At 45.8% G+C, this 19,642-nt stretch carries 17 protein-coding genes; 9 read left to right on the top strand and 8 right to left on the bottom strand.

Features of this window, described 5'->3' with window-relative positions; all coding sequences use genetic code 11:
* Positions 1–34: 34 nt before the first annotated feature.
* Both KIO97_RS08815 and KIO97_RS08810 read left to right on the top strand, forming a co-directional pair.
* Positions 35–784, top strand: a complete 750-nt coding sequence (locus tag KIO97_RS08815) for an electron transfer flavoprotein subunit beta/FixA family protein (protein ID WP_050906089.1) — start codon at positions 35–37, stop codon at positions 782–784.
* A gap of 11 nt (positions 785–795) precedes the next feature.
* Complete coding sequence (locus KIO97_RS08810) at positions 796–1,761, top strand: electron transfer flavoprotein subunit alpha/FixB family protein (protein WP_285382017.1); 966 nt, start codon at positions 796–798, stop codon at positions 1,759–1,761.
* Positions 1,762–2,613: 852 nt separating this feature from the next.
* On the opposite strand, the gene KIO97_RS08805 is transcribed toward KIO97_RS08810, so the two are convergent.
* Genes KIO97_RS08805 through pdhA form a run of 3 tightly spaced genes read right to left on the bottom strand, consistent with a single transcriptional unit; the run spans position 2,614 to position 5,823 of the window.
* Entirely contained in the window at positions 2,614–3,756 is a 1,143-nt protein-coding gene (locus tag KIO97_RS08805; protein WP_285382015.1) for a dihydrolipoamide acetyltransferase family protein, read from the bottom strand.
* Positions 3,753–4,736 carry an alpha-ketoacid dehydrogenase subunit beta gene (locus KIO97_RS08800; protein WP_285382013.1) on the bottom strand — a complete coding sequence of 328 codons (984 nt, stop codon included), beginning with the start codon at positions 4,734–4,736 and terminating at the stop codon, positions 3,753–3,755. The genes KIO97_RS08805 and KIO97_RS08800 overlap by 4 nt, the downstream gene beginning before the upstream one ends.
* The gene (gene pdhA, locus KIO97_RS08795; protein WP_005431459.1) at positions 4,729–5,823 is read right to left on the bottom strand and encodes a pyruvate dehydrogenase (acetyl-transferring) E1 component subunit alpha; all 1,095 of its coding nucleotides are present in this window, start codon (positions 5,821–5,823) and stop codon (positions 4,729–4,731) included. Before pdhA ends, KIO97_RS08800 begins: the two co-directional genes overlap by 8 nt.
* 594 nt (positions 5,824–6,417) lie before the next feature.
* Between pdhA and KIO97_RS08790 the strand changes: the two genes are divergently transcribed.
* The 3 genes from KIO97_RS08790 (at position 6,418) to yegD (ending at position 9,039) form a co-directional block, all read left to right on the top strand.
* Positions 6,418–6,738: a DOPA 4,5-dioxygenase family protein gene (locus KIO97_RS08790; RefSeq protein ID WP_045395611.1), complete on the top strand. Its 321-nt coding sequence runs from the start codon at positions 6,418–6,420 to the stop codon at positions 6,736–6,738.
* A 234-nt stretch (positions 6,739–6,972) separates the two neighbouring features.
* Positions 6,973–7,599, top strand: coding sequence for a hypothetical protein (locus tag KIO97_RS08785; protein ID WP_005431501.1), 627 nt, complete (start codon positions 6,973–6,975; stop codon positions 7,597–7,599).
* A gap of 87 nt (positions 7,600–7,686) precedes the next feature.
* Positions 7,687–9,039: a molecular chaperone gene (gene yegD, locus KIO97_RS08780; RefSeq protein ID WP_285382010.1), complete on the top strand. Its 1,353-nt coding sequence runs from the start codon at positions 7,687–7,689 to the stop codon at positions 9,037–9,039.
* A 239-nt stretch (positions 9,040–9,278) separates the two neighbouring features.
* On the opposite strand, the gene KIO97_RS08775 is transcribed toward yegD, so the two are convergent.
* Both KIO97_RS08775 and KIO97_RS08770 read right to left on the bottom strand, forming a co-directional pair.
* Positions 9,279–9,755, bottom strand: a complete 477-nt coding sequence (locus KIO97_RS08775; protein ID WP_285382009.1) for a copper chaperone PCu(A)C — start codon at positions 9,753–9,755, stop codon at positions 9,279–9,281.
* An 81-nt stretch (positions 9,756–9,836) separates the two neighbouring features.
* Positions 9,837–10,298, bottom strand: coding sequence for a hypothetical protein (locus tag KIO97_RS08770; protein WP_285382008.1), 462 nt, complete (start codon positions 10,296–10,298; stop codon positions 9,837–9,839).
* Between the two features lie 376 nt (positions 10,299–10,674).
* Here KIO97_RS08770 and KIO97_RS08765 point away from each other — a divergent pair, with 376 nt between their 5' ends.
* Together KIO97_RS08765 and KIO97_RS08760 are read left to right on the top strand one after the other, a co-directional pair.
* On the top strand, positions 10,675–11,715 hold the full coding sequence (locus tag KIO97_RS08765) for a Preprotein translocase subunit SecY (protein ID WP_285382006.1): 1,041 nt from the start codon (positions 10,675–10,677) through the stop codon (positions 11,713–11,715).
* Positions 11,716–11,925: 210 nt separating this feature from the next.
* Positions 11,926–15,438, top strand: a complete 3,513-nt coding sequence (locus KIO97_RS08760; RefSeq protein ID WP_285382004.1) for a tandem-95 repeat protein — start codon at positions 11,926–11,928, stop codon at positions 15,436–15,438.
* A gap of 98 nt (positions 15,439–15,536) precedes the next feature.
* Here KIO97_RS08760 and KIO97_RS08755 read toward each other — a convergent pair whose 3' ends face one another.
* The 3 genes from KIO97_RS08755 to KIO97_RS08745 form a co-directional block, all read right to left on the bottom strand.
* On the bottom strand, positions 15,537–15,833 hold the full coding sequence (locus KIO97_RS08755) for a hypothetical protein (RefSeq protein ID WP_043883431.1): 297 nt from the start codon (positions 15,831–15,833) through the stop codon (positions 15,537–15,539).
* A 117-nt stretch (positions 15,834–15,950) separates the two neighbouring features.
* Positions 15,951–16,286 (bottom strand): hypothetical protein, encoded by a 336-nt coding sequence (locus KIO97_RS08750; RefSeq protein WP_045382443.1) that lies wholly within the window; start codon positions 16,284–16,286, stop codon positions 15,951–15,953.
* A 122-nt stretch (positions 16,287–16,408) separates the two neighbouring features.
* Positions 16,409–17,590, bottom strand: a complete 1,182-nt coding sequence (locus KIO97_RS08745) for a DUF5666 domain-containing protein (protein ID WP_285382001.1) — start codon at positions 17,588–17,590, stop codon at positions 16,409–16,411.
* 89 nt (positions 17,591–17,679) lie between these two features.
* Between KIO97_RS08745 and KIO97_RS08740 the strand changes: the two genes are divergently transcribed.
* Together KIO97_RS08740 and KIO97_RS08735 are read left to right on the top strand one after the other, a co-directional pair.
* Positions 17,680–18,348, top strand: coding sequence for a response regulator transcription factor (locus KIO97_RS08740; RefSeq protein ID WP_285381999.1), 669 nt, complete (start codon positions 17,680–17,682; stop codon positions 18,346–18,348).
* Positions 18,320–19,561 carry a HAMP domain-containing sensor histidine kinase gene (locus tag KIO97_RS08735; protein WP_047477536.1) on the top strand — a complete coding sequence of 414 codons (1,242 nt, stop codon included), beginning with the start codon at positions 18,320–18,322 and terminating at the stop codon, positions 19,559–19,561. Before KIO97_RS08740 ends, KIO97_RS08735 begins: the two co-directional genes overlap by 29 nt.
* Positions 19,562–19,642: the final 81 nt, after the last annotated feature.

The raw sequence follows: 19,642 nt of genomic DNA, 5'->3' as shown, positions 1-19,642 counted from the left end.
CGCGTATCGCTATTGCGATCTGCTAGGAGGGAATGTGAAAGTACTGGTTGCGATTAAACGTGTAGTTGATCCTTACGTGAAAGTTAGGGTGAAATCGGATGGTTCCGGCGTGGAAACCAACAACGTAAAAATGACGATGAATCCGTTCTGTGAAATTGCGGTGGAAGAGGCTGTACGCCTAAAAGAATCCGGCGTTGCGGAAGAGGTGCTAGTGGTCTCGATTGGAGATACTAGCTGTCAGGAGCAATTACGTTCAGCACTGGCGCTGGGTGCAGACCGTGCGATCCATATCGATGTCGAGCTGCCGCCAGAGCCTCTTGTGGTAGCGAAGTTGCTCAAAGTCGTGATGGAGCAAGAACAGGCTCAACTGGTGCTTTTGGGTAAGCAGTCAATCGATACCGATAACAACCAAGTTGCGCAAATGTTGGCTGCATTGACGAATCGTCCTCAAGGGACGTTTGCATCGGAAGTGAAAGTTGAAGGGGAAACGGCTTTAGTTACGAGAGAAATCGATGGCGGTTTGGAGACGCTCAAACTGGATTTGCCTGCCATTATCAGCACAGATTTACGTCTTAATGAGCCGCGTTATGCCTCTCTACCGAACATCATGAAAGCGAAGAAGAAGCCTTTGTCTGTGATGACACCAGACTTCTTTGATGTGAATGTTGAACGCTCCCAACAGGTACTTGAAGTCATGACACCGTCTGCACGAAAAGCAGGTGAAATGGTAGGCAGTGTGAGCGAGTTAGTCGACAAGCTCAAAAATGAAGCGAAAGTGATTTAGGAGGCATAATCATGGAAAACAAACCGTTAGCAACCTTGGTCATTGTGGAACACGATAACCAATCACTTTCAGTGGACACATTACGCGCATTGAGTGCGGCTTCTGATATTCAACAAGACGGTACACCTTTGCCTGTAACGGCGTTGCTCATCGGCCATCATTGCAGTTCAGTATTGGGCGAGTTGAAGTGTGTACAAGGTATTTCGCAGATCATTGCGATTGATGCTGCCGAATATCAGCATCCGTTGGCAGAAAACCTGTCGACATTAATTGCCGACGTTGGTAAGGATTTTTCTCATATCCTAGCTCCTGCGAGTACTTTTGGTAAAAACCTAATGCCTCGTGTCGCTGCATTGCTGGATGTTGGGCAGCTGTCGGATGTGATTGCGATTGAATCGCCTGATACGGTTGTTCGTCCAATCTATGCCGGTAATGCGTTAGCCAGAGTTCGCTCGGACGATGTTACCAAAGTGATGACGATTCGAAGCTCTGCGTTTGACGCAATTGCTGTGTCTGATTCTCCAGTAGTTGAGAATGTCGCCACGTTAGAAACGGTAATTAAGGCAGAACACTGTGAGTTTGTCTCTCAACAAAAAGCGGAAAGTGAAAGACCAGAGCTACCGGCGGCGAACGTCGTTGTGTCAGGCGGTCGTGGGTTGGGCAGCAAAGAGAACTTTGCGCTGGTGGAACAACTTGCTGACAAGCTTGGTGGCGCTATTGGTGCGTCTCGCGCTGCGGTCGATGCGGGTTTTGTGTCTAACGATTTGCAAGTTGGGCAGACAGGTAAGATTGTCGCGCCTCAGCTGTACATTGCTGTGGGTATCTCTGGTGCAATTCAGCATTTGGCAGGGATGAAGGACTCCAAGGTGATTGTAGCAATCAACAGTGATCCAGAAGCCCCAATCTTCCAAGTTGCAGACTATGGTTTAGTTGGCGACCTGTTTGAGATTATGCCGGAGTTGCTGGAGAAGGTGTAAGTTCGATATTTTTCGGGCGTCATTCTGAGTTGCAAGGAACGAGCGTAATTCAGAACCTGTTATCAAAGTGCGCTGTGGGTTCATTGCTACGAAAGACCTGCGGTGTTCGTTGTTCTTAGATTCCTAGTCGCGCTTAGGCTTGCTGGAATGACGCGCTGGGGTTCATTATTAATAATCATATTATTAGTGCGCTTTTGCTGAGTGAAAACCAAACAGCGTCATTCCCTAGAGCGAAGAATGAGCGAGTAGGGAATCTTTTTTTTGCTCGCTACTTTAAGTCGTCATTCTGAACAGCGAGGAACGAGTGTGATTCAGAATCTGCTATCAAAGTGCGCTGTGGGTTTATGTCTATGAAGTTGCTTCAGCTTTGGTTGCCATTAGATTCCTAGTCGTGCTTAAGCTTGCTGGAATAACGCGCTAGAGTTTCCTTCTAAGTATCAGGTTGTTACGGTGCTTCTTTTTGAGTACACACCACACAGCGTCATTCGCCAGAACGAAGAATGAGCGATCAGGGAATCTCTTCCTTACTCACTACTTTAAGCCGTCATTCTGAACAGCGAGGAACGAGCGTGATTCAGAATCTATCGTCAAAGTGCGCTGTGGGTTCTTGCTACGAAAGACCTTCGGTGTTCGTTGTTCTTAGATTCCTAGTCGCGCCTGGGCTTGCTGGAATGACGCGCTAGAATTTCTTTGAAGAATCAGGTTATTACGGCGTTTTTTGTTGAGTACAGTCCAAATCGCGTCATTCCCTAGAGCGAAGAATGAGGGGGTAGGGAATCTCTTTTTCAAATTCACGCTCAAAACAAAAGGGCTTCCGATTGGAAGCCCTTCGCTAATAATGGCAAAAGCTGCTTAAACACTCGGTTTTCTCAAGTGCTCTGCCAGTACTTTTGTGAACCTTGCTGCCTCACCACCAGTACATGCTCGGTGGTCAAACGTAATCGACAACGGCATGGCTTTCACTGCTACAGCTTGTCCGTCTCGAATTACGACCTTCTCAATGATTCGACCCGCACCGACAATCGCAACTTGCGGAGGAGTTACAACAGGCGTTGCGTAAATACCAGCAATCGCGCCAAAGTTCGAAAGCGTAATGGTGGCGTGTTGCAGCTGATCACGACCAATTTTGCGTTCGCGTATGCCTTGTACGGTTTGATCTAACCAACGGCGCACCTCTTGCGGCTCATACTCGTCAGCATGTCGTAGAACAGGCACGTACAAACCATGTCGGCTATCGACCGCAATACCGATGTTCACCGTGCTGTGGACACAGCGTGTCATGGTTTCCGCATCAAACCATGCATTCATGGCGGGTTCTTCCTGACAAGCATGCACAATAGCTTGGACGAGACGAATGCTGATGTCTTCACCTTGCTTCCAGCCATCTAAGACAGCTTCTTCAGTAATGGTTACTGCTGCGACATTATGGTGAGATTCCGCCATTGTCGACACCATGGTTCGACGTGCACCTTTCAGCACCTCTGTTCCTGGGCGCTGTTTGCCAGCTTCGTCGTAGATATCTGAATCAAGGATCAAACCGTCAGGACCGCTACCTTTCACCAACTCTAAATCGACCCCTAGTTTATTCGCTAACAAACGCGCCGAGGGTAGAGCGCTAATGAGATTATCGAGAGAGGGGTTATGTTCACCGCCAATCCAGAAGTCATCGACATTCACGCTATGCGCGTGCTGGGAGACATTACCAACCACGGTTGCAGCATCAGCCGTTTGCTTTTGTTCTGTTGCTGCTTGTTCTGCCCCAGTTTCATCGATTTCCAGAAGTAGAGCACCGATGTTAATCACATCACCTTCTTCGCCGTGGCGGCTGACAATGCGACCATCATAAGGAGCTGGGACATCCACTGTCGCTTTTGCGGTTTCTACGGTAAGCACTATTTGATCGAGTTGGACCATATCGCCAACACTAATATGCCATTTCACAATTTCTGACTCAGCGAGACCTTCGCCGAGATCGGGTAAGTTAAACGTCTTCATTTCCAATCCTCCACGAGTTCGCGCGCGGCGAGTACAATGTCTTCTTCCTGAACCATGTAATAATCTTCGTTGCGGTAGTACGGCATAATGGTATCCATGCCTGTGACACGTTTTGGTGGCGCTTTAAGTAGACACATCGCATGTTCGGCGGTTCTGGCTAGTAGTTCTGAGCCGACACCACAGGTTTTACTGGCTTCATGTACCACCAAGAGGCGTCCGGTTTTCTCAAGTGAACGGAAGATGGTCGCGGTATCAATGGGTTTGATGCTGGCTAAATCAATTACCTCAACTTCGATACCCTGATTAGACAGCGTTTGAGCTGCTTGCAGTGATTCAACCACGCATGCGCCCCAAGTCACTAATGTGACGTCGCGACCTTTGCGTAAGGTAAAGCAAGTATCTAGAGGAAGTGCCTCGCCGTTATCCACCACTTCAGATTTCACAGTGCGATAGATACGTTTCGGCTCAAAGAACATCACCGGATCGTTGCTACGTATGGCTGCAAGGAGCAAACCGTAAGCACGTTGCGGTGATGAAGGAATCACAACCTTAAAACCCGCTGTATGAGCAAACAGAGCTTCAACACTTTCAGAGTGATGTTCTGGCGCGTGAATACCGCCACCAAAGGGCGCGCGGAATACGGCAGGGCAGGTGAGTCGACCACGAGTACGGTTACGCATTCGCGCTGCGTGACACATTAAATGCTCCAGCGCAGGAAAGACAAAGCCTTGGAATTGAAACTCTGCGACAGGTCTTAAGCCTTGCGTTGCCATCCCGACGGTGACACCGCCAATAAGTGCTTCGGCCAATGGCGTGTCGATAACGCGCTTAAGGCCGTACTTTTGTTTGAGCCCGACAGTGGCGCGGAATACACCGCCGTTGTCACCCACATCTTCGCCAAGGACGATGACATTCGGGTCGTGTTCCATTTCATGGTGCAGTGCGAGGTTCACTGCTTCAACTAACGTCAGTTCAGCCATGTTTCCCTCCCTGCATTCGCATTGCTTTGTTGATCAGTTCATCTCTTTGTGCATGAAGCTCTTGGGGTAGGGATTCATAAAGGAAGTCAAAGCCCGTTTCCGGCGCTTGATTCGGCATATTGAGATAACGTTCAACGGCGAGTTCAACTTGTTCTTTGCAGTGGGCTTGCCACTCTTGCTCTTTCTCGTTACTCCAAACGCCTTGATTGGTGAGAAAGGCTTTAAGGCGACGGACGGGCTCATATTGCCAAGCCGTTTGAACTTCATCCTCGTTACGATAACGGGTTGCGTCGTCGGCGGTGGTGTGGTCGCTCAAGCGGTAACTGACGGCTTCTATTAACGTCGCGCCTTTGCCTTTCCTGGCTCGGTCGAGGGCAGTCATTGTTGCGTCAAACACCGCAACGACGTCATTACCATCCACAGTAATGCCAGGAATACCTGCACCTTTGGCTTTTTCAGATAAAAACTCCGCGGCGCATTGTAAGGTGCGCGGCACGGAGATTGCCCACTGGTTGTTGTTCACGATAAAGACTAATGGAATGTTCCAAGCGCCCGCACAGTTGACGGATTCGAGGAAGTCACCTTTAGATGTCGCGCCGTCACCGCACATCACTAAAGCTGCCTCATGATTGCCTTGGATCTTCAGTGCAGATGCAACGCCGACCGCATGAGTACATTGGGTGGCGATAGGAACACAGAAAGGTAAATCTCGGCTAGGGAATGGGCTGCCTTCTGGTGCGAAGTCGCTACCGCGTTCATCGCCTCCCCAGTATTGCAGGTTCTTTTCCATACCAATACCACGACACCACATCGCTGGCATGTCGCGATAGTAAGGAACAAAGACATCACTGGCTTTTAGTGCTCTGCCAACCGCAATCCCAATAGCTTCCGAGCCAAGGTGTGAAGGGTAGGTGCCTAATTTACCGGTGCGTTGCAGGGCAACGGCTTTGTTATCGTAGGTGCGAGTTAATACCATGTCTTGGTAAAAACCGACCAGTACTTCTAGGTCAGCCCAGTTGGGTAGTTGGCTGACGAGGTTCCCATCATGGTCGATAAACCGATGCATGGGTAATGCCTGAACGTTCATCTCAAGCTCCTTTTGAAGCTGCGGGTCTTTTGGACTGCAGCTGCTTATTGTTAAATCAAAGTCTGTATGGGTACTCAGTCTTTGATATCAGCGCAAAAGGCCATACCTAGGATTGCAGTTGTTTTTGTTAGTTATCGACGCACCTCTTTTCCGTCTCTCTAGCAAAACTGTGTTCTGGTAAAACACAAGGCGTCGTTTAATACTGCTGTTTACACCGCCTAATCCAGTGATGAATCTTGGTATAACCAGATATAGTAAGTGTAAACAAATTGTTAAATTGTGCTTTAATTTGAGTTGTCTTCATCAGTAAAATTTCGCTTACACCGTACTTTTCTAGGATAAAACACTGCTTTTAAGAATTGTACGATTTCAAAGTTGAAGGGATTCACTGAGCTTGACACGAAATTTGTAATAAAATTGTTTTGTGAAATTTTACACATTGCACGATTTATCAGCAGTTTGAGACGATAATGTCGTAACACGTTAATCTCGTTGTCACGCTTTGACGATCGAACGACACTTGTGACTTCCCAATGTCATAGAATGAAGGTAGTGTGACGAAAAATTAAAGCCTGTGATACACATGGAGAAGTTATGTACCACGTTCATGTTTACTTTCCGCTTCAACAACAAGATAAAGCTCAAGCGCTCAATGAGATCATTCGTCAGGAGCGCCAAGATGTTTTGCGAGTATCTCCGTTAGTGTGCAAATTAGTCGGCCCGCACAAGATGCCAATGTTTGAACTGCATATTGAATCGGTCAGTGATGAGTTTCTTGCTTGGCTTGATACCATTAGAGGTGGCTTTTCAGTCCTAATTCATCCAGTCAGCGACAATGAGCTACGTGATCATACCGAGCGTGCGATTTGGTTGGGACGTGAACTTGGCGTGTTTGAAGAAAAGCTCGAAGCATAAATCATTAGTACAGGCCACTTCTTCCCTCCCTGTGGCCTATCTAGATTCAGCAATTCCGTCCATCGTGTGCTAAACCTTAATAACGGTAGTGATAAAGTAGTCACTGCCGTTGTGAGTACATTTAAGATGTTTAACAATGCATTAAAACAAGATTAAGCACAAAAACAGGGAAGTGCAGTTTACGACCCCAACGCCAATGGCAGTGGAAAAGGACATTTCTGGAGGGGGAAGGGTATGCTTACAATACTCTTAGTTGCACTTGCGCTGTATATTTTTTGGCTGTTGTTTCGCAATGGTCCTGCATTTGCTGAGCGAGTGCCAAACAAAAAGCGTAACTGGGTTGGACCCACGTCGAATCAAAAAGAATGGCAGGGCTATTGTTCCGAAGTCTTTCAGCCGTTCAGTTCTCAAACCACCTTTTATGCCATCGCCTATTTTGCCAACTTTGTGGCTGCAGCAAACGCCATTTCTTGGTCGATCGTCTACGAAGGGGACTATTCCATCATCATCAGTCGCTTTGGCAGCTATTTTATCCTCAATACTCATGATGCCTTGGTCGTATCTGGGTTTGTCGCACTGGCATGTTTCATCATTAATTGGCAAATGGCGGTACATTGCGCTGGGATCATGAGTCAGTATTTGGTGCGAATCCTGATCATCAATCGTACTCGATTTGTCGCGATCAGTTTGGTGTTCTGCAGTTACTTTGCGTACTTGCTGACAGTCGGCATTTTCTGGTTGTTCCACGACGGATACTCCATTTGGCATGGGCTTACGCTCACTCCGGTATTTCTGCTGTTGGCTTTGTTGCTCGCGGTTGTGTTGCCATCGGTGAAGAAAGAACCAGCTGAAAAAGAGTAAGCACCACTTATTTCATTGAGTTGCGGTAGTAATTCCACTGAGGTTGAGGTAGGATCGCCGACCTTTTTTTCGTCAGTGGGAGGACTTATGTATATTGGCTTTGACTACGGCACCGCGAACTGTTCGGTGGCGAAAATGGAACAAGGTGAACCGCAACTTTTAAACCTTGAAGGGAATAGCCCTTACATTCCTTCCACCCTTGCTGCGCCAACGCGTGAGTCGGTGTCTGAACACTTGTTCCGCCATCGTAGCATTAAACCTTTAGATCAGGTTGGTGAGCAGGTTTTGCGTCGTGCTATCAACCTTAATCGTGAAGAAAGCATTGAACTTGAGCCAGAAGACATGGCGTTTGGCCAAGCGGCACTGAATCGCTATTTGGAAGATCCTCGCGATATCTACTATGTGAAATCACCAAAGTCTTTCCTCGGTGCTTCTGGTTTGCGTGATGTTCAGTTGAGTTTCTTTGAAGATCTGGTTTGCGCCATGATGGACAACATCAAATCGCAGGCAGAGAACAGTGCACAGCAAATTATTACTGATGCGGTGATTGGTCGTCCGATAAACTTTCACGGTCGTGGCGGTGAGACGGCGAACATTCAAGCAGAAGGCATTCTTTTGAGAGCAGCAAAACGCGCTGGTTTTCAGAATATCGAATTCCAATTTGAGCCTGTAGCGGCAGGTCTAGAATACGAAGCAACGCTAACCGAAGATAAAACCATTCTGGTGGTCGATATCGGTGGTGGTACGACAGACTGTTCTTTGATTCAGATGGGACCATCTTGGCGAGGTAAAGCCGATCGTACAGCAAGTCTGTTGGCGCACAGTGGTCAGCGTATTGGTGGTAACGATTTGGATATCGCCTTGGCGTTCAAACAACTGATGTTCCCATTCGGTATGGAGAGCAAGATGGAATCGGGCATCATGATGCCAACCACGCAGTTCTGGAACCCAATTGCGATCAACAATGTGGAAGCGCAAAGCGATTTCTACTCACGTGAAAACTTATCGGCGTTGAAACTGCTGCACAAGCAAGCGCAAGAGCCTGAGAAACTGGCTCGTTTGTTAGAGGTTTACCATGAGTCGCTAGGCTACAACATCGTGCGTCGCGCAGAAGAAGCCAAAGTCGCGTTGTCTGACCAAGCGACTTACCGTGCGGGCATTAACTTGTTGTCTGAGTTGATTGAAGTCGATGTTCAACGTGATGAGATGATTGAAGCGATTGAATCACCGAAGAATAAGATGACTGCTTTGGTTACTGAAGCAGTAGAGCAAGCAGGTGTGAAACCGGACGCGATCTTTATGACAGGCGGTTCGGCACGTTCACCTATTTTGCGTGATGCAGTGCAGACCGTGCTGCCAAACATTCCGGTGGTGAGTGGTAACTACTTTGGTTCGGTCACCGCAGGTCTAGCGCGCTGGGCAGAGGTTTGCTTTAAGTAAGCTTGAGTTAGCTGATATTAGATTCCTGATCTCGCCTAGGCTCGTCGGAATGACGAGGGTCGAGTTTGGCTAATGTGCTGAGAACTAAGCCACTCAAACTTTCGCAGAAGATTAAATAGGGTCATTCCCTAGAGCGAGGAACGAGCGAGTAGGGAACCTCTCAAGTACACATAATTAAAGTCTTAATTACCAAAAGAAAAAGAGCCCGCTGAAGTAGCGGGCTCTTTTCGTTTAAGCGATTAATGATGGTGAGTATGCTTCTCCATGTGGTCTTTCTTCTCAACCGCCATTTCGACTTCCACTTGACCGGCTTTTTTGAACGTCAAAGTCACAGGGAAACGGTCGCCTTCTTTAAGCGTTTGGGTTGGGTTGAAGATCATGAGATGGAAGCTGCCTGGCTTGAATTCCACTTTCTGCTGAGGCTCTACCACGACTTCATCAATTTTAATCATCTTCATCATGCCGTCTTCTTTCGTGTGAGTATGAATCTCCACACGATCTGCAATCGGCGTTGAGGCTGCAATCAGAGCATCATCAGCATCACCTAGGTTACTTAGCTGGAAAAAACCGCCAATCACAGGTGCATTTGGTGGTGCCTCACGGCTCCATGGGTGATCAATGTGAATTTTGCCTGCTTCGTATTCATGAGCAAGGCTCAGTGGGCTAAGCATTAAAGCGATAAGGGCGATAGCTGTTGTTTTGATTGTTTTAAGCATTGGTATTTTCCTTTTGAAATTTAGCTTCTCCGATTCGAAAGATCGGTTTATCAGTTGTTTTCATGTGCCATACAGATGGTATTAGGCAAGGAAAGCACAAGGTGGCGATTGCTTGGGTGCGATGTGTTTGTAGACTTGTTTGCCACAACTCGCGAATTGGTAATGTATGAGCGTGTTCTTACTGCGCCTTAGCCAAGAAAGCGTAGCAAGATAAAGCCCTAGCGCGACAGAAATAAAGAACTGAGCCGCTTGCAGTAGCGGACACTCAAATTGAAATCCATCATGCAGATTGAGGCCTTGGATGAAGTCAGAGTTGGGTAGAGCGTTCGCTTCAATCAGCTCATTGATATCCACCCACTTAAAGCCGTCTGCGGTACACAGCAATACTTTTTCGTCTTGGACTTGGCTCAGCCAGTTATCACGGTGAATTTGTGTTGGATTGAGGGCGACGTTGGATGTGAGGTACAACTGAAACAGCACAGCAATGATTATTGCGACTGCGCTTACTGCCACTTTTCCTTGTTGTGTTCTGAATGTATCCATACGACGCGATAGTGAGAATTTTTAACGCGGCGATACTAACAAACGAATAATAAATTGTAACTATCCGTTTATAAAACGGTGATGTGAGTGTGTTTTATTTGTTTTATGGTGGTTTGTTCTGAGACGCGAAATCGCAAATACCCTTATCTGGCTGTGGCTCCAAATCATTGTTGAACTGAATGTTTCAAATTTAGCTGGTGGTTTTGCGTGCTAGAATCGTGCTTATTCGATTCAAAGTGACTATCTATTCTTCACTTGTTTTCCATTAACGGAATTATGACAGTAATTTAATAAAGGATACGGTATCCTCCGCACCTTTGTAGTTGCTTGAAGCGCCCGTCATATAAGGGCTGCGGAATCTTAAGAAATTTCTCCAATGAAATACGAACAACAGATCGGATATCGATATCCTAAAGGTCGATTTGCTATGGTGAGCGTGTACGCGTTTACTGGCGCTGCGATTTTAGCATCGACTATTTTTTCTCTTTTACTGTTTTTGTCGATTGACGAAAACCCAATGATGCAGGCGTTGTTTGGCGGTCTGGCTATCATCTTTGAAGCGGGTAAGTTTTACGCTTGGTATGAATACGGTGAGCGTCGTGCACACAGAAACTACACCGGGGCCCTAACGGCGTTAGTGTTCTATTTGGTGTTGGCTGCCATTTCTATTGGCGGTAGTATCGGCGGTATTAACAGTGCGACCAACAGCGCCCAAAGTCATATCTCTGTAGAACAAGCGAAAGTGGAAGCGTACAACCGTCAGATTGCGTCAATCGATAAGCAGATTGAACTGAACAACATGGCGGCGCAAAAGTACATCGAGATGGAGCGCATCGCGACAGGCGTAACGCGCATTCAAGAGCAGAACAGGAAACTACGTGAAGAGCAGCAACGCTTGGCAACAGAGCGAGATAGCTTACCGCCAGTGGCGCAAGGTTCCGTGATTGGCTTGATCGACAGCTTAGCGAAAGCATTTGGAACGACATCTTCCCAAGCGCAGTTGGGCTTGGTGGTGTTCTTATCTATCTTGTTGGATTTCTTTGCTGCTTTCTTTGTGGGTTTGATTGGTGAAGAGAACCGCTTCCGCCATTTCTTCCGTCGTAACGATGGTATAACGCTAGCAAACGTTCGAGATATTGAGCCGGAGCCAGCAGGATACCTACCTCATATCAAAGAGGAAGCTGAGCCTGAAGCGCAACAAGAGCTTGAGCCAGAAGAGCCAAAAACATTATTAGAGCAGGTGAGTGATGCGTTAAAAGGTCACCAAATCACTTGCACTAAAAAGGCAGTAGCCAAGCAATTCAGACTCTCGGCAGAAGAGGTCGACAAAGTGTTTGAAGAACTAGCCGAACTTGGCTTAGTCGGTAAGAAAGCCAACCACCATTACCACTGGATTGGTCAAACCGAAGCGGCTTAAGCATTCCGAACTAAAAACAAAAGAGCGTCCAGGTGGACGCTCTTTTTTATGAGAAATAACTCTAAGTTATAGAAATATAATTAATTTATTTGCCTTTGTTATTGGTATCCTATGCGCTTATATTCAGAACCGTTGGGTTATCTGAAGCACAGGTAGCGGAGTCTACAGAAAAGAATTGCAGATTTAGGCGAGTTTAGTAAGGATACTTTCATGAGATATACACTGCTATCAGCAGCTATGTTGTTGCTGCTAAGTGGATGTGGTGGCTCTGATTCAGGAACTGACGCAGGAAGCGAAACAGATTCTGGAAGCACAGGCAACGACACGAACACAAATACCAATTCATCACCAGAAATCCTATCTGGCCGTTTTTCAACTCTGGAAGACACCCCTTTATCCATCAAGCTTACTGACTACGTGAGTGACCCAGAACAAGATGCATTGACCATCGAAGTGAGCCAGCATTGTTCTGACTATTTGACGTGTTCAATTAAAGATGACGTTTTATTGGTGACACCCGCTCTTAACTATTTTGGCCCCGATAATTCAATCGCGATAACGGCGAAGGATGGTAAAGGGAATCAAAAACAAGGTCAGTTCACAGTATCGGTGGAAGCAGTTAATGACGCCCCTTCATTGGAGTTAAGCGATATTGTTCTTAATGAAGATGATAGGGTAACGATTGAACTCCTGCCTTTCGTGCAAGATGTCGATAGTCATAGCTTTTCATTCACTGTTGAATCGTGTGCGGAAAATATGCAATGTGCGATCGATGCTCAGCGCTTAACCGTGACTCCTAAAGAAAACTATTTTGGTTCAATTAACTCTGTATCAATAGGCGTTAGTGATGATGATGGCGCCTCAAGTAATGTCACGTTCAATGTCGATATAAACTCGATATATGACATGCCAAGCTTCAATGCTCAGGAAATCTCAATCAATGAGGATACCAGTAAATCAATTGACCTAGCAGATTGGTACCATTCTGTTGAAGACATACCAGTTGAGTTCTACTTGAATGAATGTGCCTCAAACCTAACCTGTCAGCTTGAAGGGAGCGTTCTCAGCCTAACCCCTAGTGAGAACTATAACGGTGCAGATAATTCAATTCTAGTGGCGACAAAAGATACATTTGGGTTTTCTCAGTCAGAAGAGGTGAATGTTGTTGTTTTGCCGAAAAATGACCTTCCATCGCTAATGATACCTGATCAGTCTACTGAAGAGGATTCAATTTTCTCGCTCAATCTTTGGAGCTTTTCTTATGATATCGACGGTGATGAAATGCTTTACAACGTTGAGTCATGCCCTAGTAATGTAGAATGTTTGCTCATTTGGGAGATGTTATATTTGATTCCAAACCGCGAATATTCGAGCCCTGAAAACGCGGTAACAGTCTCCGTCACGGACTCAAACAGTGCCAAAGTAATGCATACCTTCAACTTAGAAGTCACAGAGGTCAACGACAGCCCGACTTGGACCTCTATTCCGACGCAAACTATGCAACTAAACAGTACTTTGGAGGTTGACTTATCACCTTACGTTTCCGACAAAGAGGGGAATGCTATTTCACTTTCGGTATCGAGTTGTAACGAAGGTATTACATGCAAGCTTGAAAATGAAAAACTGATTTTAGAGAAACCTCAGATCGCGGACGATGTTTATCGAATCGATGTTCTGGCAGATGATGGAAACAGTTCCTCTCCCGCAGCAATTTTAGTATTTAGTGAACGCGAGAGCGTCGACTTGATTGATGGTATTACGTTCTTTCCACCAGTCGATGCGATTTCAGAAAACGCCGACATGCCATATTCGATGAATGCTGAAGTGGATGTTCAGAGTTTGGTGATTAATGGGCAAGAGTTTGAGGTCTCGGATCCTCGTTTTTGGCAAGATAATCTGAGCCTAACAGAAGAAAATAATCGCTTTGAGATTACTGTAGAAACAGAAACGCAGACGTCCACATTTATCCGAACCTTTAAGTATCAAGGGCCGCTGCATCACGGAAGCAAAGATCTTACGTATCTTAGTGATGGTCAAATATTGGTTAATGATTACCGTCGTGATGCTTTATTGAGTTTTAACTTGACCTCGGGTCAAACAGAGCAGTTCACACCCCAATCTGTCCAAGGTTTACCAGCAACGCCGGAATCCTATGTGGTGTCGGGGCAAACTGTTGTTGGCCATGTCGTTAATCCAGACAGTGGTGATAATGAGCTGTATCTTCTCGATATGGAAAATAATGAAGCACAACTGCTTTACAATTTAACTAATGACAACATCAGGCTGTCCAGAATGACAATGTCTCAGGATGGCGCTTCAGTGTTCATCGTGTTTGTTGGTGCTAAACAGGTGGGACCAAACTCTTGGCAGAATTATGAAGAGTTCTACGATTTTGATATCGCATCAAAACAAATGGTGTTCATCGCAGATACGATATTGGCGAGCGATGATGGAATTTTGAGAAGTGTTGATTCAGTTAAATACTCAGACGCGGAACATAAGCTTTATCTACTGGACAGGGGGCTTGGGTTTAATGACGACACTAGTCTCTATTCGTTAGCGCTCTCTGGAGATCAACAAGGTAAAATTCGCAAAGTTCCAATGACGGCGGGTGAGCAGTGTGTTCAGCTAGACAGCTTAGAGCTATCAGAAGGCAATGCACGTGCAGACTCTGAATGGTACTTGGTGTCGAACCAAGACCACGGCGTGGTTTATGAAATGGATATTGAGGCTGGATGTTTGAAAGAATATTTCCGAATACCATCCGACCTGCATGCTGAGCGTGAGTCGCTACAAGGGTTTGATATCAATCCAAATACGGGAGAGATGTACCTTGGTTTTTATTCTGGGCCAATATCGTACGATCAAGCGACAGACTCCTTTGACTCTCTCGAAATCAAGGGTTTTTCTGGTCAACCATGGGAAATTGATGAGATTACAAGCCTAATCGTTGATCGCCAGAGAGAGCGCGTTCTGTTTATTGATGGCTATAAATTAAATGCCTACGACCTTAAAACGGGTCAACTCTCTTTGCTCTATACCTTAGGTGGCGAAGGGCTTTCTTTGGCTTGGGATGAGAGTCTAGAGAAACTGTATATTGGGGATGATTCTGGAACATTAAGTGTTTTTGATTCCGCTACCGAACAACTGCAAGTATTGGTTGATCCTAAAATTGGGCTCGAATTTGAATTTATTGCACTATCAGGAAGTGAGGCCATTTACTTCATCGATGGAGACGAAATAAAGCAGTACGACCTACAGGATGGCGGTGTTGAGGTCGTATCTGCAAATGACCCCAATGCTGAGTTTTACAGTGTCACAGGGCTATTAGTCGATGAGTTGAATAATCGTTTAGTTGTGGACTCACAGAAACGCCGTGATTTTGGCCGAACGTATTTTATCTCAGTGGATATAGAGACTGGTGTGCGCACTTTCCTTAATGAGTCAGAAGCCATTGCATTGAATATCGAGGGTTCCATCTCTTGGGATCAAGATGCCACAGGGATTATTTATCAGAATTACACTAATGACAGTTTGTATCGCTATGACTTGGTGTCCAAGTCGACTGCTGTTATTGCGGACAGTGAAGCAAGCCCGAGCCTACTTGGTTCGATTTCGGTTGCCCGGTGGTACAGCGAGAGCGTGTTATTGGTCGGTTCTTATGAGTTGAATGGGTTTTGGCTAATTGATCTAAACACGAATCGAAGAGTGTTATTACGTTAGCTTTTAAACTGAAAACAAAAGAGCGTCCAAATGGACGCTCTTTTTATTGGCTATATATCTATTATTCACAGCAACCGGATACTCACAGCAATCAGAAGTTAATCCGTGATGACTTTCTTGGTTGTGTTTTTGAGTGGTTTCTTCTCTTGCTCTGGCATGGCTGCGTCTACCGCTTTGCCAGCCAGTCCATCATCGGGTAGGGCTTCTTTCCCTGCATCGACGGTGGTGTCTTTCAACGCCTCTTTTGGTGTACAACGACCGCCAACACCAACAACCGCTTTAGTCGCTGTGGCCTTAGCGGCTTTTTCAGCATCACAATCTGGATCCATGACACCCGCATAGCTCGCAGTTGAACCGAACAAGAAAAGGAGGAGGGCAAGGTTACGTTTTTTCATTGCAGTTACCGTATTCATGTAAACATTAATTAAGTGTAACTGAGAGCGGTGAGTTTGCAGGAAAAGAAAAGTGCCGCCGACGCGACACTTGAGAGTTTCTGTTGTATTTTCGGAAGTTTAGTCGTTAGCGAGCTCAATTTCTCTTGCGATATTTTGATCATTCATAACCACGCCATCAACTTCGATGGTGGCCCCGTCTAAGTTCGCTTCTTGCACCCCGTTAATCTGAGTATTGCTATCAATCACGACAGTTTTGGTTTGGAAGTCTGGTCCGTGTTCGTTTTGGCAAGCCAGTACGAAAGTTCGGGAGTTTGCGTCGTAACTGTTTACAAGGCCTGTACACTCAAAAGACTCTAGTCGTTCTGGTGCATCCTGAGCATTTGTCGCAGCGAAACTGCTTGCTGAAATACAAGCACCGAAAAGCATAATTAGAGGTAGTGTTATTTTACGCATTATTAATCCCTCATTTGGTCATACGTATCTGTTTTAAAGAGGATAGAAGAAAAGTCGATACGGAAGGAAAAGAAGCACCAAACTGTGATGCTTCTTAAATATTTGCGTGTATTTACATTGCGTTAGTCGTCGTGGCCTTCTGCTTCCACTTCACGCGCGATGTTTTGGTTGTTGATGATCACACCTTCCACTTCAACTCGAGAACCATTTAGGTTGTGTTGACTTAAACCTTCGAAACGAGTTTGAGCGTCAATCACAACCGTGTTGTTCGACATAGTTTGGTCAGCGTCATTCTCACAACGCGTTACTTGGAAAGTCTCAGTGTTGATATTGTAGTTGGATACCACACCTTCACATTCAAACTCTTTACCTTGCCAGTTGCTGTCGTGGTCGCCATCGAAATCAGGGCCGTCGATTTCAACGTTTGTCGCTGTGCGAACACCATTTTTCATTACCGATGTCACTTCAACTTCTTGGCCTTGTTTAAGATCGGCTTTGGTGCCATCTTCAAAGCGTGTTGCGCTGTCGACAGCGAAGTTACCACGGTAGTTTAATGAGAATTGGCTGTAATCGTTCGCAACCCATGTCACGATGCCTTCCACATCATTATCGCCAACAAGGCTGTCATAGTTTTCAACTTCTACTTCGGTTGCTACAAATAGGTCGCCTTGCATTGAGCCTTCAGCTTCAACCCATTGACCAACTTCTAAGCCATCAACACGGTCGTAAGAAACGATTGTGTTTGCACCCAGTTTGAAGGTGCTGTTATTTGCATCAATGCTTGAGATACGGCCTTCGATTTCATCAGGACCGTTGTAGTCGAAGTCAAACTTCACAACGGATAGCACTTTGTAGCCAGCATCAGCGGTTGGCAGTGAGGACACCATAACCCAATCGCCTTGGTCGATTTCATTACTCAAACCTTCAAAATGAAGTTCGACACCGTTAACAGTGAAGGTTTTGTTTACATGATTAATTGCCGTCACTGTACCTGTCATGGTTGGCTCTAGCGTAACGACTACTGGTTCTTCTGCCGATTTCTCTGTTCCAGAACCAACCTGAACCATCATGTTTGGCTGAACAGCACCTAGATTCGTTTCTTTTGAACCATACATGACTTCAGAAACATGGTAGGTGTAGCCGTTTACTGTAATGGTGCTTTTCGCTTCGTTGACTGATTCAACCGTGCCAATCGCAGAGCTTGGTTTTGCCGCCGGTTGAGGTGAAGAACTACCACCGTCTCCAGAACCGCCACAACCAGATAATGCCAAACCCACTGCCGCTACAAGCGCTAATTTTTTCATGATATCGACCTATTTTTGAAAGCTTATTTATGAATTTGGTTGTATCTTATGACGCGTATCGTGAAGTGTTCGTGAAGAAACGTGAGCCTATGAAAATATTAATTGTCGATGATAATCACAATGTTTCAGAAACTATTGCTGATTATCTAGAACTGGAAGGGATGACGATAGATTGCGCTTACCATGGAGAGGCTGCGCTAAATTTAATTCAAGAAAATCACTATGATGTCATCATTATGGACATCATGATGCCAAAACTCGATGGCATTAGTACGGTTGAAAAGCTGCGTCGAGAATTCTTATGTGGAACACCAATTTTATTCTTAACCGCCAAAGATACCTTAGATGATAAAGTGGCTGCCTTTAATGCGGGTGGCGATGACTATTTGATGAAGCCTTTTGCGATGCAAGAGCTTAGCTTGAGAGTTCACGCGCTGGCTAATCGAGGCCCAAGACAAGACATCGGAACGCTGAAGTTTGCTGATATTAGCTTGGATGCCCGCACTGATGAAGTGACTCGGATGGGTAAACACATCAAGCTCAGTCGCATTCAAACCAAAATCCTGAAGCTATTATTGAAACGCGCTCCCTCAGCGGTTTCTCGTAATGAAGTGATTGAGAACGTGTGGGGTGATGAGCCGCCGGGAAGTGATGCGTTGAGAAGCCACATTTATGGTTTAAGAACGGCACTCGACAAGGGTTTTGATGATTCCAGATTAGAGACGATTCATGGACAAGGTTACCGACTCAAAGCATAAAGAATACCCAAGTATATATCGCAAGATCCGCTGGGGTTTTGGCTTGATGACCTTTGCTATGTTTACGTTGTTTTGGTCGTTGATCTACGTTGCAGAGAACAAACTTGAAGTATTGAGCTTGCACCATTGGTTAGATACAGAAGTTGAGCTTTATAAAGAAAACTACCAAAAACAAGGGTGGGACGCACCATTGCCCAATGTGCTGGAGTTTGATTCTTATTGGAGTGAAGCGCCAACGCCGGATTGGTTATTGTCGTTTAAGTTTCCTGGATTCTACGAGTATCTTTTAGGGGAAGAGGATAAGCACTTCGTGGTGTTTGAGCATCCTTCTGGAAAAGGTTTGATGTACATCGTTTTCCAAGATGACTCAGACGACTATTTGGATGAATACGAAAGCTCGTTGCACCAGTTTACCTTTTTCTTAGGGGGCTTGTTCTCCATTATCATGGTCGGGTATGGCGTATACATGGTGCGGATTTTGTCTCGACCTTTAGCTAAGATCGAAGACAAAATTGGTCACATGCCTCCGGATCAACCGACGTTTAATGTTGATACCAAGTTCAGTGAGACTCGCCATATTGAGCAGACGTTGCTCGACAGCAAAAATGAGATTGCAGGTTACTTCCGCCGTGAACAAGAGTTTAGCCGCTTTGCCTCTCATGAGTTACGTACGCCAATCATGGTAATCAAAGGCTCTGCCGATATTTTAGCTCGTGTGCCGGATCAGCCTCCGGTGGCTCAAAAGGCGGTGAGACGAATGCAAACGGCTTGTGACGAGATGCGAGTGTTAACTGAAGCGTTCCTCTTGTTGGGCAAAGAGAAAGTTGAAGATCAACATTACGCGGATCACGCTTTACTAGGGTGCTTGAATCAACAATTAGCGGAACTGGCACCACTATTTGCCAAACAAGGTGCAGAGTACAAACTGGATGAGCTTAATAGTGGTATGGTGCATGCGCCTGAAAGCTTTGTGACGATCGTGATCAACAACCTGATCAAGAACGCATTCAGTTACAGTATCGGAGATATCGAAATTGTCCTTAATGGAACTCAATTGACCATAGTGAACCGTCACGATGGCAATGAGACCTACAACGCCGGCTATGGATGTGGCTTAGTGATCGTTGAACGTATTTGTGAACGCATGAGCTGGCCGTTTGAACTCAATGATGATGGAATGAGGTTTACTGCCAAGGTCGACTTTTATTCCTAAACCTTGTGTGCACGTTTTGAAAGCCAGAGAACATACTCTGGCTTTTTTGCATCTAACTGCCAGTCAAACAAGAAATAAATT

This window comes from Vibrio sp. B181a (genome assembly GCF_030248375.1).
GTDB lineage: Bacteria > Pseudomonadota > Gammaproteobacteria > Enterobacterales > Vibrionaceae > Vibrio > Vibrio campbellii.
This window is presented reverse-complemented; position numbering and strand designations above follow the sequence as displayed.